Source organism: Planctomycetia bacterium (genome assembly GCA_015200345.1).
Lineage (GTDB): Bacteria > Planctomycetota > Phycisphaerae > UBA1845 > UTPLA1 > PLA3.
In genome coordinates this window covers 2,581,617-2,596,464 of record CP054187.1, presented here as the reverse complement: position 1 = coordinate 2,596,464, position 14,848 = coordinate 2,581,617, and the positions used below count along the sequence as shown (strand labels likewise).

The 14,848-nt window shown below is 63.9% G+C and carries 11 protein-coding genes; 1 reads left to right on the top strand and 10 read right to left on the bottom strand.

Features of this window, described 5'->3' with window-relative positions; all coding sequences use genetic code 11:
• Window positions 1-270: 270 nt before the first annotated feature.
• The 3 genes from HRU71_10650 to HRU71_10640 form a co-directional block, all read right to left on the bottom strand.
• On the bottom strand, window positions 271-765 hold the full coding sequence (locus HRU71_10650) for a hypothetical protein (GenBank protein QOJ03913.1): 495 nt from the start codon (window positions 763-765) through the stop codon (window positions 271-273).
• Between the two features lie 468 nt (window positions 766-1,233).
• Window positions 1,234-1,695, bottom strand: a complete 462-nt coding sequence (locus HRU71_10645; protein QOJ03912.1) for a hypothetical protein — start codon at window positions 1,693-1,695, stop codon at window positions 1,234-1,236.
• A 78-nt stretch (window positions 1,696-1,773) separates the two neighbouring features.
• Window positions 1,774-2,163 carry a hypothetical protein gene (locus HRU71_10640; GenBank protein QOJ03911.1) on the bottom strand — a complete coding sequence of 130 codons (390 nt, stop codon included), beginning with the start codon at window positions 2,161-2,163 and terminating at the stop codon, window positions 1,774-1,776.
• A gap of 429 nt (window positions 2,164-2,592) precedes the next feature.
• Between HRU71_10640 and HRU71_10635 the strand changes: the two genes are divergently transcribed.
• The gene (locus HRU71_10635) at window positions 2,593-2,937 is read left to right on the top strand and encodes an acyl-CoA thioesterase (protein ID QOJ04990.1); all 345 of its coding nucleotides are present in this window, start codon (window positions 2,593-2,595) and stop codon (window positions 2,935-2,937) included.
• 95 nt (window positions 2,938-3,032) lie between these two features.
• Here the strand turns inward: HRU71_10635 and HRU71_10630 are convergent, their stop codons facing one another.
• The 7 genes from HRU71_10630 to HRU71_10600 form a co-directional block, all read right to left on the bottom strand.
• Complete coding sequence (locus HRU71_10630; protein ID QOJ03910.1) at window positions 3,033-5,135, bottom strand: SurA N-terminal domain-containing protein; 2,103 nt, start codon at window positions 5,133-5,135, stop codon at window positions 3,033-3,035.
• Window positions 5,136-5,428: 293 nt separating this feature from the next.
• Window positions 5,429-6,586, bottom strand: a complete 1,158-nt coding sequence (locus HRU71_10625) for a L,D-transpeptidase family protein (GenBank protein ID QOJ03909.1) — start codon at window positions 6,584-6,586, stop codon at window positions 5,429-5,431.
• A 264-nt stretch (window positions 6,587-6,850) separates the two neighbouring features.
• On the bottom strand, window positions 6,851-7,732 hold the full coding sequence (locus HRU71_10620; protein QOJ03908.1) for a BtpA/SgcQ family protein: 882 nt from the start codon (window positions 7,730-7,732) through the stop codon (window positions 6,851-6,853).
• A complete protein-coding gene (locus tag HRU71_10615) occupies window positions 7,732-9,132 on the bottom strand; it encodes a hypothetical protein (GenBank protein ID QOJ03907.1) in 1,401 nt (466 codons plus the stop codon). The genes HRU71_10620 and HRU71_10615 overlap by 1 nt, the downstream gene beginning before the upstream one ends.
• Window positions 9,133-9,334: 202 nt before the next feature.
• Complete coding sequence (gene rmuC / locus HRU71_10610) at window positions 9,335-10,651, bottom strand: DNA recombination protein RmuC (GenBank protein QOJ03906.1); 1,317 nt, start codon at window positions 10,649-10,651, stop codon at window positions 9,335-9,337.
• Between the two features lie 66 nt (window positions 10,652-10,717).
• Complete coding sequence (gene alaS / locus HRU71_10605) at window positions 10,718-13,795, bottom strand: alanine--tRNA ligase (protein ID QOJ03905.1); 3,078 nt, start codon at window positions 13,793-13,795, stop codon at window positions 10,718-10,720.
• Between the two features lie 50 nt (window positions 13,796-13,845).
• Window positions 13,846-14,835, bottom strand: coding sequence for a diguanylate cyclase (locus tag HRU71_10600; protein ID QOJ03904.1), 990 nt, complete (start codon window positions 14,833-14,835; stop codon window positions 13,846-13,848).
• Between the last annotated feature and the right edge of the window lie 13 nt (window positions 14,836-14,848).

The following is a 14,848-nucleotide window of genomic DNA, read 5'->3' as shown; positions in this document are numbered from 1 at the left end:
GCGGACCCTACGTGAAAGGGGTCTGTGCCGCCCGCAGTGTAATCGACCGCGATGCAATCGACCGCAGTGCAATCACCCGCGGTGCAATCGACCCCGATCCGCGCGCAATCCGCAACCTGCTTGGCAATCGGTTACGCTCAAACGCGCCGTGAGTTCTTGTCCGATTGTAGTTGCCGCGCACGGCGCGTTCAAATGCACAATCCTACCGGACCTGCACAAATCAGGCGGTTGCCGTAGGCAGTATCGGATACAACCCCGTGCCTAACCAGTTTACCGGCGAATGGTTGTGCGCCGGCGGACCAGGCCGCCCAGGACCGCGAACAAGGCCAGCGACGCCGTCGCCGGTTCGGGGATGACCTCGAGCGTGAAATGGTGACTTCCGGTATTGTCCGCGAAATAATTATCGAACATCCCAATGTAAACGGTCCCGGCCGATTGCGCCGTCACGATGATGTTCAGGTGATGATCGTCGGTCAGGCTGATGCGATCCTGCGAGAACAGGACGCTCTCGCCTGCGAGGGGGTACGGCGTGCCCGTGTAGTTCGTGCCGTTCCCGTGGTAATCGCGCACCAGCGACGGCTGATTCAGCGCGGACACCAGACCCATATCAAAATTGCTCAAGACGTAGTACCCGCCGCCGACGTAAATGCTGCCCGTGCCTTGGATGCGAATCTGGTCACCGGCTTGCACCGAAAGCCCCGTGTTCAGGAAAAAAGCCCGGTTGTTGTAAGCATTGTTCGTCGTGCTGGTGTACGTGAAATTCACGATATCCGCCCGTGCCACAGGCGCGGCAGCGAATGCGGCCGTCACCACCCCCCCCAACCCGAGTAGCCACCGAATCCGATTGCAATACAGCATGAGACAGCCCTCCCCTCTCTGTGCGGACGCCTTCCTCGTGATGCCGGCGCGAACCGGCTCCGCTCATCGCGCGCCCGGCGCGCGGTGAAGTCGTGGTGTTGTTCAGGATTGATTCGCTTTCCGGCGAACCCCCCGCGCCGCCGCATGCGTTCAGCGACGCCTCACCGTGCAGATGGGCAACGCCGTGATGGCGACCGATCCGCGCGGCTGCTCCCAATTCATGCTAGGCCCATCGCACGCAACGAGACAAGGTCCGAATTCATGCAAGTTTGCTTAAATCTCGACAGATTGACGTGAAACCACGCGAGCCGTGACTCCTCGCCGTCCGAGAAGCCTTCTCGTCCCACCTGACCACCGGCTGCTGGCTGCGACGCACTAACCACCGACGACGGACGACCGGCCGCTCTCCGGGCAAGGCGGCGCCTCGGGTCGTCCCCCGACGTCCATCGCGCCAAGCCGATCCCACAACCCCTTCACTTCCGGGTGCTCGCTGTCGATCTCCAACGCGCTCTCCAGCGCCACGCGCGCCACCTCCAGCCGATTGGACCCCAGAGACTGGCGAGCCTCCTGAATCAGCGCCGCAAGCACCTTCGCCCGGCGTCGAATCTCCATCTCGTGCCGCGCCAGCAACCCCTGCGCAGCCAGCCAAGCCAGGAAGGTGAAAATGGTTGCGAGGACCGCCAGCCACCCCGGAATCGCGTCGGGAGCAATCAACCACGCTGCGATCGCGAGATTCGCACAAAGCGAAAAGAGCACCGCATGCGTCAACCCCAGCCATTCGCGTCGGCGCAGGATCAAGCCCACCCCGGGAAACAGAATGTTCAGCACCCAGGCCATGGCAACGCTTCCACGCTATTGGAACGAAAATCCCCGGCGTGCCTTTTGGCGAACCCTTATCACCGGGCGCCAAATCAATCAGGCCCCGCCGGTCGAGCGAATGATCGGCTCGGAAAGCTCTTTCCAAGTCGCATAGAGCACGATCGCCAACGGAATGACGATCACGCCCAGGAGCAGGCCGACCATCGACCGGCCCTGCTTGGTGTTGCGCTGTTGGCCCAGGCTGCGAAAGCCCATGAAGGCCGCCACGAGACCGCCGAGAATCGACACCGCCGTGAAAAGCACGACCAGCGGAGGCCGATACTGCCCCATGCCTGCCTCGGGGTTGTAGGGAATGACCCAGTTCGCGGTGTTGATGCCTTTGAAGACCACGACCGACATCATGAGCAGGCACATTGCGCAGAACACGGCGACCAGCATCGAGGTCGTCGCCTGCGTGTCATACAGCCGGAAATTCGGAAGCTTCATGTGCGTGGACCCGTGTGCGAATGGAATCCCTTGCGGTCGGTCAACAGCCCGCGACCACGGGCGCGCCGCCGCCAGAAACGGTATCTTAACCCGGTCCGCCCACGGTGACAAAGGGCCTGGTACCCCGGGCAGTCGCAGCGTGGAGACCGAGCCGCGCGCATCAGCAAGTTGAAGATCCGCCGTGGCGGGCAGGTTTGAGTACTCCGATGCCAGGAACCCGCTCCCCGATGGCCGCGGTTTTGATCCAGTCGCGATCGCTTCCGGTACCGAAGAGTCCGGGGATCCTGTCACGCCAACCGCCCGGCGCTACAATAGCGGCAACACCGCGAGCCTCCATCGAACCGGCAAAGACGAACGCGCGAAATAAAAGGAACCTCGAGCGTGACCCGATCCGACCTGCCGCCGACGACCGAACCCGTCATCCGCGTGATGATGATGCCGCGAGACACCAACGCCCACGGCACCATTTTCGGCGGCGTCATTCTTAGCTACCTCGACCAGGCCGGCGCGATCGAGGCCCGCAAGCTGGGCTGTCGGCACAAGGTCGTCACCGTCGCAATGGACACGGTGGAGTTCAAGCAGCCTGTTTTTGTCGGCGATGTGTTGAGCTTTTACACCGAACCGGTCCACATCGGGCGCACGTCCGCGCGAATCCAAGTGCGCGTGGAGGCCGACCGCTTCGAGACGCCCGGCACGCGCGTGCCCGTCACCTCGGCCAATATCACCTATGTCGCGGTAGGCAAAGACGGCAAACCGGTGCCGATCCGTGACTGACCGCGGCCGATTCGAAAACTTAAGCTCCGCGGAAGCACGAATCCAAAAGAGCCTGAAATCGCTGGCGCGGTCTCTCGGTCGCGAAGAACAGCGCGTTACGGCATGGCTGCTTTGGCCGGTTGCGGCGCGAGACCGCCGGCCGATTCCGGCGTGGGCTCTTCCGCGATGCGATGGAATCCGCTGCGTGATTCGATGTGCTTCAGGTCGAACCAGCTCCAGCGCATGGCCGCCGCCCGGCTTGAAAGCAGGGCGAAGTAGCCCGTCTGACGCAGATCCGTCTCGTAGCGCGACTCGTCGACCGGCGTGTGCTCCAGCAGCTCCACAATGAACTTCTTCTTCAACCGGGGAATCGACACCACGGTGATCTTCGGCTCCGGAACGATCGCCGGCTGCGTCGCGGCGGCCGCCATCCCCGGCCCGTCGGTCGCCGTGGCCGGCACGGTCCGCCAACCCGGCTGCGTCATCGCGAAGACCGCGTCAACGAACTCCTGCGAGCTGCCCACGCCGACGACGTTCCACGGTTCCAGCATCGGCTTGCCCTCCCGCAAGGCCGTCATCATCCGCTGCTGGTCGATCCGCGTCATTCGTGCGAACGGACCGGCATCGATCGTCGGTTTATCGGTGACGGAACCCGGGGTCAGCTTGTCGGGAAAATGGCTTGCCGCGGCCTGCAAACCGATTCGCAGCGCCGCCGCGTACAATTGCTGCGCCACCGGCTCCATTTCGTCAAACGCCTTCTGCATCTGGACGTCGCGCTCAACCTGCGTCAGCACGTCGTTCAGCGCAGCCGGAACTTCGGCCTCCTTCGCTTCAATGACGCGGAACAACCCGAGCCGCTCCACCGCCGGAACAAACTTGCCGTCCGCGAATGCGAACGTGTTCGCCGACAGCGGCGCGTCCGGCGACTGGAACAACTGGAGGGACAAACCCATGTCGGACCCGGCTTCGTGCTTGTGAAACGACGGCACGCGAAACGCGTATTCCCGAATCGACAAACCAGCCTGCCCCTCGCCTGCCATCGTCAAATTGCGCAGATCGGCGTCCTGGCGAATCTCCTCGGCCGTCATCAGCAGCGTTTCGACATACGTCAGCTTCACGTTCATCTCGCGCTCGACCTGCGCGACGATGTTCTTCATGAAATCCGGCGCCTCGACGCCGGCGGGGATCGGCTTGTAGCCTGTCTGTGCATCGGTGCGCACGCCCTGCCACGGCCGACCCAGCAGCGACGCGATCTTGCGCATCGCCTGCTCGGCCGTCTGTTGCGCGTTGCGCGTCTTCACGTCGCGCTCCACGTCGGGCCGTGCCTCGCTGAACGTCTTTTCCACCGTCACGCGTTTCGGCTCGGGCGGGGGCTGGCCCTCGGGCTGGGTTGTCGCGATCGGCGGGACTTCGTACGTCACCTTCTGATACTTTGAGCGATTGCTTTTCCAGTACGCGGTCAGCTCGTCCAGGCTCGGCGTCATCTGACCCGACAGCGTGTTGATGTGCGCCACAACGTATTGCAGTTTGACACGGCGCGGGTACTTGTAGCCGTAGCCGGTCGGGCTGTCGGCCGCGAGGTAGTCCTTGTTCTTCTCGAATTGCTCGGCCAGTTCCTCCGCCGTGACGGGGATCGTGTCCTTGAAAAAGAGCTGCGCGTCGAGCGTGGCGATCCGTACCTTCACCTTGTCTTCGGTGTCTCGGACCCAGTGGCGCACTTCCGGCTCGGACGGCACCGACGCCATGTGAACGTTGCCCGCGTGCTTGCGAATCATGATGTGATTGCGTACCGCGCGGCGCAGCGCTGGTGGCGTGATGTCCTTCTGGGTTCGCAACAGGTCGAACAGATTCTGGGTCACACCGCGCTGCGTCAGATTCTGTTGCACGGCGTTGATCTCGTCTTCCACTTCCGCATCGGAGACCACCACCCCGGCCCGCTCCGCCTCCATCAGCAGGACGTACCAATGTTCAACGCTCATCCTGCCGTCGGCGTCGTATCGCCACTGCGCACCCAGGGCGTCCAGCGCGGTGATGTCGCTCTGTGCAGGAAGCAGATCGAAGTTGGTGATCTCCCGCCCGAAAGCGCGCGCCACCGGCACCGCCTTGTCCTTGGGCGAAAGCAACGAAAACATCGCCTCGCTGCCGAGGAAAGCCAGCATCGAAAGCAAGACGACGCCGACCATGATCTGCTTGGTGTGCGCGCGAAGCCACTTCATCATTGGATGCAACTCCTTAAGCCGCCGCTAGTTGAAAGGAAAACGGCAAAGCACGGCAGCATAACCGAACGGCAGGTTCGATCAAGCCAAGACGAAATGCGGCAAGGATTAACAGGAATATTCGTCCGGTAAAAATGCCAAGACCCGCGGGGGATCGCGGGTCTTGGCTCGTGGAGTGGGTAGTCCTTCTCCCGTGCGGAGAAGCATGATAAGTTTGGTCCGTTTTAGGACACGTTGCAATGGGGGGTTGTCCCTATTTATTGGCCGAAAGTGTCACGATATGACGCTGGATGCCATCATGGACGCACTTCCACGCGCGTTTGACGCACCACCACCAAGTCAAACAGGAACTCAATGTCGCCCGGAAGCAGCCGGACGCAGCCCATCGACATTTCCTGGCCGATGCTCTCGGCGTCCACCGTGCCGTGGATGCCAAAGCCACGCCTGCCGACGGCCTCTCCCGAGAGACCCTCGAGCGCAATCCAGCGATTGCCGATCGGGTTCTCCGGATCGCCGGCCGAGTAATGGCGATTGGTGACGGGATCGGTCCAGTCGGGGTTCTTCAGCTTATCGCGCACGAGCCAGTCGCCCGTCGGCGTCGAGCCATCGGCGCCCAGACCAACCCGAATGGATCGCACGAGCGTGTCACCCAGCATCACGTCCATTCTGAACTTGCTTTTGTGGACGATGGCATGAAAGGGCCCACGGATGTACTTGATACGCTGGCCGACCTGTAGCAGGTCGGGATGGGTAATGCCGTTGATCCGCGCGATGACATCCTCGGAGATGCGATGGCGCACGGCGATGGCGTTGAGCGTGTCGCCCGGTTCGACCACGTGCACGCCGGTCAGCGGGTCGCCGATGTTGGTCGCTCGGGAAAAGAGCAGGACATCGGCGATGCGACCCAGCTCGCCGCGGGCGAATTCTTCGTCGGCTTCAGACAGACCGCTCTTCAACGCGAGGGAGAGCAGGCCGCGCGCTCCCAGCAGATCGCCCTTGGCCATGACGGCGCGAGCGCGTTCCATCTCGGCCGCGCCGGGTGAATCGGGCAACTGAACCGTGACGCCACCGTCGCGGCTTTCGCTGATCGAGAGCGGGCGATTGGCCCATGCAACCGATGCATTCGTACGAATTTCCTGTGCATCGGAATCGCCTCCCGAGACCGAACCGGTCTCGCCGGGGGTCGGTATCTGCCCATTGGAGACGAGCGAGCCGGATTGGAGCGGCGTCGCGGGTTGTGCGGGCCGAGTCGCGCGGAGAGAGACCAGATGCGAAGCGCCGTCTGAATCGGATTCACCGGTTGCGGCGTCCTGCCCTTGCGCGACCTGCTCGGCCGGGCTATTGCCCGAGTCGGTGGCGCGCCATGCGTACAGGCCCCAGATGCTGGCGGCGACGACGACGGCCGCTGCGATGGGCCAGAAACTGCTGCTGCGGCTGCGTGAACTGAATGACACGTGGAGTACTCCGATGGGGGCGGACGGTTGTGATTGCCTCGATGCGTTGATCCCGACACGAATGCCAAGAGGCAAGCAAGAACCCGCTCTCCTGACGGTCGCGGCGTTGCGTGATCTCGCGGCGCCGGGCGGTAGACTAGCCGATGCAGCCGGCGGATCAATGGATCGCCGGCAAGATTACGAGCGAGGCTGTGAAAAGTTCGAAAGTCGACGCGGTCTACCCGTACGCGTCGTCACAAAAAAGCCGATCGCGCGAGCAATCGACTATCGACGATGAAACTCCGGCTGATTCGATTGCTTGCGCAATCGGCTCTTTGAATCAATTGACTGAACTGACTTGACCATCGATTGAACGCGCGCCGGATCGGGCGGGTTGCGCCAGTTGCCGTCTTTTTTGAGATAGCTTCCGACGATGATCGCGTGGGCGTGCGGGGCGAAAGCGGCGAGGTTGTCTGGCGTCACGCCGGAGCCGACCAGCACGGGCACGCCCACCGCCTTCCGCACAGCGGCAACGTCCTTCGGATCGGCGGGGCTTCCGGTGGCCGTGCCGGTCACGATGACGCCGTCGGCCCCGAAGAATTCCGCGGCGCGGGCCGTTTCGGCGAGATCGACATCAGCCGTGATGGCGTGGGCCGAGTGCTTCTTCTTGATGTCGGCGAGGATGGCGATATCGGTCGCGCCGATCGCGCGACGGTATCGAAGCAGCGGACCCGCGTCGGCCTGGGCCATCAGCCCCTCGTCGGCGACGTGCGCAAAGACAAACCCCTCGGCGCGGATGAACTGGCAACCGGCGGCTTGCGCGACAGCAATCGCCGCCTGATTTGCCCCCGCCAATACCTGCACGCCGAGCGGCAGTTTGGTTGCCGCACGAACGGCCGCACAGACCGCCGTCATGCTCGCAACGATCTCCGGGCCGACGGCGCGGTTGAGATAGGGCACGTCGTGCATGTTCTCCAGAAGGATGGCATCGACGCCGCTGTCGGTGAGGTGCTTCGCTTCCTGAACGGTCTGCGCGGCGAGTTGGGCGACGGGTTTTTCGGCGCGCGGCGTGCCGGGCAGCGCGCCGACGTGGATCATGGCGATCAGCGCCGGGCGGCGCCGGGTCAGGAAGCTCAAGCCCGGATGCGTTTTCGATAGTGTCGCCATTATGGCATGATTACCGAGAGAAACGCCGCGACGTCGCCGCCGTCGCGCAGCGAATCGCCGTTCACGTCCGCCTGCGTCGCCGGGCAATCGGGATATTGCGCGGCGTACTCGGCGGCGTCCAGCAGCGCCAACGCCAGCGCGGAAACATCGTCGAGGTCTGCGATGCCGTCGCAGTTCACGTCGCCGGGGCGAAGCGGCACGAACAGATTCCACGTGCGCGACTCGGTCATCCAGGTCTGCCGCGCGGTTTCGTTCCTCACCAGCGTCGTCGTGTCCTGCACGATCACCTGCAACGCGTGCGCTCCGGCCGGCAGCGGCACGGTCGTCAGATCGAGCGTCTCGCCCGTCGCGCCGGGCAGCACGTCGCCATCCAGCTTCCACGTGATCGCCAGCGGATTGCCGATGGGATCGACCGGGTCCACAAACACGGTCTCGCTTCCGTTGAGCGTGCCTCCCGTCGGCGTCGCGTCGTCGATCGGGCGGACGAGCTTGTAAATCTCGATGATCAGCGCCTCGGCCGAGGGGTGATTGAACGGCCGGCCCAGGGCGCGCATCTTGGAATTGTTCGACGGGCGGTAGATGCCGGTCTCGCTGTACATGCCGCCCTCGAACGTGCTGCACAGGCCGTCGTAGGCGGGATTGTTCGTTCCCAGCCAGGCGGCCCACTTCGTGCCGGCGGCGGCCATGGCGGCGGCGTTGAGCGTGGACACGTTAACGGCACTCGGCTCCGGGCCGGTGTAGTTGACCGGGCCGCCGTAGGTGTATTCGTCGGCGAGGTTGCCGAGGCTGTGTCCGAATTCGTGGATGGCGATTTCCGGTGCGGCGCCGTTGCCGCCGGAGGACGTGGCGAGATCCGAGGTTGTGTACCCAGCGCCGCCGTACTTGGTGGAGTTCGCGAGCGCGAGGACGAGATCGACGTCGGGCGCGGCCGACGCGGCGTTGTAGGCTTTGTTCACGTTGACGCAGAGCAGCCGTTCGATGCCGTTGCACCAGAAAGCCATGTCGAGCGCGGTGTTTTTGAGAATTCCCTGGGTCGGATCATTATCGACACCCGACTCGATGGAAATGACTTCAATCTCATGAATCAGAAAGAGCGGGGCGTAGGTGGCGAAGGGCTGCTGGGTGAACATCGTGGACATGGCGAAGGCCGCGTGCGCATGAAACGTGCTCTGCTGCGCCGCGGTGTAGCCATCGCCGACGATCACGAGATCGATGCGATTGTCGGCCCCGTCGCGCAGTTCGGGCGAGGCGGGCTTGATGGCCCAGTCGGGCTTCTCGAACGGCAGCTCCAACATGCCACCGGCGAGGTTGCCGTGCTCGTCGACGGAGTCGTAATAGATGATCTCGGTCCGCGGCCGGGACGGGTCGTCGGCGCGGGCGTTCGACCGTGCGAAACCCATGACTTCGAAGAACGAACATACGAAAACGAAGACACGAAAGCACCAAGACACCGAGACACGAAGAGGCCGCATCACGTCTTCACGCTGCGTTTGTTTCCGGCGAGGGGTCATCATGGAACTTGGCTCACTCAACCTGTGGCGTTTGATGGCCGACACAGGCGCCATTGTAACAAATCGCCGGGCAGATTACCCAATGCGACGATCAGGCGAGCGAAGGCGTATCCGCCTCGGGGGGTTCCGGAGCCGGACGAAGCGATGTATCCAGCGGCGACAGGTCCAGCGCCGGCGCGTCGGCCCGCGCGGCGCCCAGCTCGCGCAACTTCGCGGCCGAAGGAAGCGTGCGCGAGGACCAGCTGCCGACGGCCTTGTTGTAGGCGTCTGTCGCGATCTCGAGGCCGCGGCGTATCTTCTCCAGGTGTTCCACGAACGTCATGAGCCGGTCGTACAGCTCGCGACCGGCATCGGCGATGCGCTGCGCATTCTCGGCGACCTGCTGCTGCTGCCAGCCGTGGCGCACCGCAAGCAACAGGGCGATGAGCGTGCTGGGGCTGGTAAGAATGACCTTTTGATCGACGCCGTCGATGAGCAAGTCGGGGTCCTGTGTCAGCGCCGCGGAGAAGAACGCCTCGCCGGGGATGAACATGACGACGAATTCGAGCGTGCCGGGAATGCCTGCGACGTAATCCTTCGCGGCCAGGGCCTTGAGCGTGCTGCGGACCGTTGCGGCGTATTTCTCCATGTGTTGCTTTCGCTCGGCGTCGTCCGTCGCGGCGACGGCGTCGAGATAGGACGTCGTGTTGACCTTGGAGTCAATCGCGATCACGCGATTGTTCGGCAGGCGCACGATCAGGTCGGGCCGCTGGCCGCCGGCCGTGGTCGCCTGCTCCTCAAAATCGCAGTGCGGCAACATGCCCGTCAGCTCGACGATGCGCCGAAGCGTGATTTCGCCCCATTTGCCCTTCGCGCCCGGCTGCCGCAGCGCGGCGACGAGTTGCGCGGCTTCGTTGCCCAGTTTTTCGCTGCGCTGATCGAGCGATGCGAGCCGTTCAGACAGCCCGCCGTAGGCCTCCTGCCGCGCCTTCTCCAGTGATTTGATGTTTTGCTCGTAGCGCTGCAACTGCTCACGAAGCGGCTCGAGCCGCTCACCGGCGAGAGTCACGAACTGCTCATTGTTGTTTTGCAGCGCCTTGGCCGCCAGCGCGCCGAACGTCTCGCGCAGCTTTTTGTCCATCTCATCGATCTGGCGGCGCTGCTCGGCGAAGAACTCGCGCGCCGATTCGAGCTTGGTCTGCGCCTGCGTCGCCACGTCGCGCTGCCGTTCAGCTGTCGTGCGCGCTTCATTCAACTCGCGCTTCAACTCCGCCTCGCGCGCAGCGGCTTGCGACCGCAGCTCATTCAGCGTCGCGTTCAGCGCGGCGGTCTCGGCCCCCGGCGTCGCGCGGAGGAAGCGCCACGCGCCCAGCGCACCCAGCGCCGCGCCGACGATGAACCCGATGAAGAGATAGAGCCAATCCGACATGATGATAGTTTACACGGAAACGGTGCCGGCAGCATGGCTCCTCTCCCTGCCAGAGAGCGGGAGGCTTCAGCCGAGCTTTGCTTGCAGCCACGCTTTCGCGGCCGCGACCGCTTCGCCGATCTTGCCGGCGTCCGGGCCGCCGCCCTGGGCCAAGTCGGGCTTGCCGCCCCCCCTGCCGCCGACGAGCGGCGCGATCTCCTTGATCAGGTCGCCGGCCTTGATGCCGCGTGCGACCACGTCGGCCGTCATCGCCGCCAGCAGCACGGCCTTCCCGTCGCTTTCGGCTGCCAGCAGGATGGCGGCGCTGCCGGCCCGCGCCCGCAGCGAGTCGCAGGCAGCGCGGAGCGGCTCGATGCCGGCGCTGCCCAGCTCGCCGCAGAGGAGTGTCACATTATTGACACGAGTCGATGCGGCGAGCAGTTTATCGGCCCGCGCGATCACGTCGGCCGCACCGGCCTTGGTTTGCTCCTTCTTCTGCTTCTTCGCCAGTTCCTGCAACTCGGCAAGCCGGGCGCGCAGGCGATGCCGCGCCAACACGGGCAATTCCGTTGTTGCGAGTCGCGCGTTCAAGTCGGCCACGAGCTGTTCCGCCGTCGGGGGCGGCGATTGCGTTGAAGCAGCCGCGCGGGCTGAAGCCCGCGGCTCTTTAGATGGCTCTTTCGTCGGCGCTTCAGGCGGCTCCATAGGTGGTTCGTTGCGCGCGACGGCGAACGCCGCGTCGATCTCGCGCCAAAGCTGCTCGGCCGCCCGTTGCGCCGCGACGGCCTTCTCACCCGTCACGCCCACCACGCGGCGGATGCCCTTGGCGACGGCCGATTCCTCGACGATTACGAATGGCCGCTCGGCGATGCGGCCGTCGGGAAGTTGCGCGATCTCGCCGGTGCGTTTGACGTGCGTGCCGCCGCAGAACTCGACGGAGTATTGCCGCCACGCGGGGTCGTCGGGCGAGCCAAGCAGCGAGGTGGTTCCGGACCATTCGCCCCTGTCCCGGGCGCGCTTCGCCTCCTCGTCGGTCACGGGCACGCCGATCGAGACGACGCGGACCTTGTCGGGATATTTCTCCCCGAAGACGGCGCGGAGGCCGTTGATCTTCATCGCGGCCTTCTGATCGACCGGCACGTTGTCGTTGGTGAAGACGGGCAGGTCGCGGGCGATCTGTTCGTTGGTGAGCTGCTCGATGCGGGCCAGCTCGGCCTCGGTGATGGCCGAATGGTGCGACAGGTCGAACCGCGTCTTGTCGGGATCGACGAGCGAACCCTTCTGCTGCACGCCCTCGCCCAGCACCTCGCGCAACGCCCAGTTCATCAGGTGCGTGGCGGTGTGGTTGCGCATGATGGGCGCGCGCCGCGCCGAGTCGACCTGCAATCGGACTCGATCACCGGGCTTTACCCTTGCGCTCGTTGCCGCCAACAACTGTTCATGATCGACAAAATGCAGGACGACGTTACCGCTGCGCCGGGTATCAACGATCCTGATACGCAAACCCGACGCCGTTTCGAGGTAGCCTTTGTCTCCTGTCTGTCCGCCCTGTTCGCCGTAAAGACAAGTCCTGTCGAAGACCCATGCGATGCTGCCGGATTCCGCGTCGCCTGCCGGAAATAGGAACGTCGCCTCGATTGAATCGATCGTGTACTTTGAACGATCGTCGGTTTCCGTTGTGAGATACTCTTCCGGTATCGCCATGGTCGCAGCGACGTCCTTGGCGCGCGAGCGTTCCCTTGCCTCCTCCATCAGCCGCTCGTACTCGCCGATGTTCACCGTCAGGCCGCGTTCTTCCGCCATGAGTTCCGTCAGGTCGATGGGGAAGCCGTAGGTGTCGTGCAGTTTGAAGGCGTCTTCGCCGGAGATGCGGCCGTGGTGGTGCTGCGCGGCGTACTTTGCTGCTTCTTCAAACAGGGCGATGCCGCGATCGAGCGTTTTGATGAACGACGCTTCTTCGTCGCGGATGATCGCGGCGACGCGTTCGACGTTTTTCCCACCGTGGGCGCTGCGCAATTCGGGGAACGCCTCGCCCATCGCATCGGCGACAGCGGAGACGAGTTCGCACATGAACAGTTTGTGTGTGCCGAGATACTGCCGCCCGTAGCGCACGGCGCGGCGGAGGATGCGCCGCAGGACGTAGCCGCGGCCTTCGTTGCTCGGCGACGCGCCGTCGGTGATGGCGAAGGTCAGCGTGCGCAGGTGATCGGCGACAACGCGGTAGGCCACGTCTTTGAAGACCTGGGGTTTGAGGTTTGAGTCCTGTGCTCCGCTCTCGAGCAGGCCCGTATACGCCGGCGCGCCGGTCACACGCTGGATGGCGGCGAAGATGGGCGTGAAGACATCGGTATCGTAATTGCTCACCTGCCCCAGTCGGCCGGTCTCGACGCCGCGGATGACGGCGCAGATACGCTCGAATCCCATGCCGGTGTCAACGTGCTTGGCGGGCAGGGGCGAGAGCCTGCCGTCGGGGCCGCGGTTGAACTGGATAAAGACAAGATTCCAGATTTCCATCACGCGGGCGTCCCCGGCGTTGACCAGCCTGCCACCGCTTCTGTCGGGCGTGAGGTCGATGTGAATCTCGCTGCACGGCCCGCACGGACCGGTGTCGCCCATCTCCCAGAAGTTGTCCTTCTTGTTGCCGGGGTGGACGCGCTCGGGGGGCAGTATCTTCAACCACAAATCTCGCGCTTCGGTATCCGGCTCCAGCCCCTCGCTCGCGTCGCCCTCGAAATACGTCGCGTGCAGGCGCTGCGGGTCGATGCTCCAGACGCGCGTCAGCAGGTCCCAGGCCCACTCGATGGCCTCCTTCTTGAAGTAATCGCCGAAGGACCAGTTGCCGAGCATCTCGAAGAAGGTGTGGTGGTAGGTGTCATGCCCCACGTCGTCGAGATCGTTGTGCTTGCCGCCGGCGCGAATGCACTTCTGGGTATTGGCGGCGCGCGTGGGCATGCCGGGCGTCGCGCCGGGCCACGTGTTGACATCCGGGGCGCGCTGACCGAGGAAGATCGGCTTGAACTGGTTCATCCCGGCGTTGGTGAACATCAGCGTCGGATCGTCGTGGGGAACGACCGGGCTGCTGGGGACGAAGGTATGGCCGCAGCGCTGGACGAAATACTCAATGAATTCGCGACGGATCTGGGCGGCGGATCGGGGTGTATTCATCCCGATATGGTAAGAGCGAACGCAGCGGCGGTGAAGCGAATCGGCCCGCGTCAACCCACGGCGGCGACGGCGTGCTCGGCGGTGGTCACGCGATTGCGACCCGCCTGTTTGGATGCGTAGAGCGCTGCGTCGGCGCGGTGCAGGATGTCGTCCACGGCCTCGCGTCCTTCGCGCTGGGCGACGCCAAGACTGACGGTGACGTTGAGCTTGGCTTCACCGATTTCAAAAACGACGTCTGCGACCTCGGAGCGAATCTTCTCGGCGCACGCCAGCGCGCCCTCCAGGGGTGTGAACGGGCAGATGACGAGAAACTCCTCGCCGCCGATCCGGCAGACGGCGTCCATTGCACGCACGCAGCGTTTGACGATCTCGGTCACATTTCGGAGCACGTAATCGCCCGCGGCGTGTCCGTGCCGGTCGTTGAATTTCTTGAAGTAGTCGATGTCCAGCAGGATGCAACTGAACGACTGCCCATAGCGGTCGCCGGCGTAGGTCAGGGATTTGAGCCGGTTCATGGCCTCGCGCCGATTGAAGGCGCCGGTCAGTTCGTCGGTGACGGCCATGATCTGGAGCTTTCTGTTGGCTTCGGCGAGCTTTCTGTTGGCAATCGTCATCTCGGCGCTAAGGCGACAGATTTCGAGCTGACGTCGAGCGATGTTCTCGTCGAGTCTGACCATTCGATCCGCGGAGCGCATCCACGCGAGAAGGGTCTGCTGGTCGACGGGCTTGGCGATGAAGCCGTCGGCACCGGCATCAAACGCCTGAATCAGCGTCTGGGGGTCCGATTGCGCCGTCAGGACGATGACGTAGGCGAAGCCGATGCCCTCGTGGGACCGCAGCGTGCGACAGAAGTCCAGACCGTTCAGCCCGGGCATGTTCAGATCGGTGAGCACGATCTTCGGCTCGTCGCTGAACATTCGCCCCATGGCCTCGTCGGACGTGGTCGCGCGAAGAACTTCGTAACCTTGTGTCGAAAGATAGCGCTCGATCAGATCGATCGCGGCAACATCATCATCAACGATCAGGACCCGTGTACCCACCGAGTCACCCTCC

Excerpts from the sequence above, each read along its gene's own strand:
- HRU71_10645 (QOJ03912.1), bottom strand. The coding sequence starts at position 1,695 with ATGGCCTGGGTGCTGAACATTCTGTTTCCCGGGGTGGGCTTGATCCTG.
- HRU71_10640 (QOJ03911.1), bottom strand. The coding sequence starts at position 2,163 with ATGAAGCTTCCGAATTTCCGGCTGTATGACACGCAGGCGACGACCTCG.
- HRU71_10635 (QOJ04990.1), top strand. The coding sequence starts at position 2,593 with ATGATGATGCCGCGAGACACCAACGCCCACGGCACCATTTTCGGCGGC.
- HRU71_10630 (QOJ03910.1), bottom strand. The coding sequence starts at position 5,135 with ATGATGAAGTGGCTTCGCGCGCACACCAAGCAGATCATGGTCGGCGTC.
- HRU71_10620 (QOJ03908.1), bottom strand. The coding sequence starts at position 7,732 with ATGGCGACACTATCGAAAACGCATCCGGGCTTGAGCTTCCTGACCCGG.
- HRU71_10615 (QOJ03907.1), bottom strand. The coding sequence starts at position 9,132 with ATGGGTTTCGCACGGTCGAACGCCCGCGCCGACGACCCGTCCCGGCCG.
- rmuC (QOJ03906.1), bottom strand. The coding sequence starts at position 10,651 with ATGTCGGATTGGCTCTATCTCTTCATCGGGTTCATCGTCGGCGCGGCG.
- alaS (QOJ03905.1), bottom strand. The coding sequence starts at position 13,795 with ATGAATACACCCCGATCCGCCGCCCAGATCCGTCGCGAATTCATTGAG.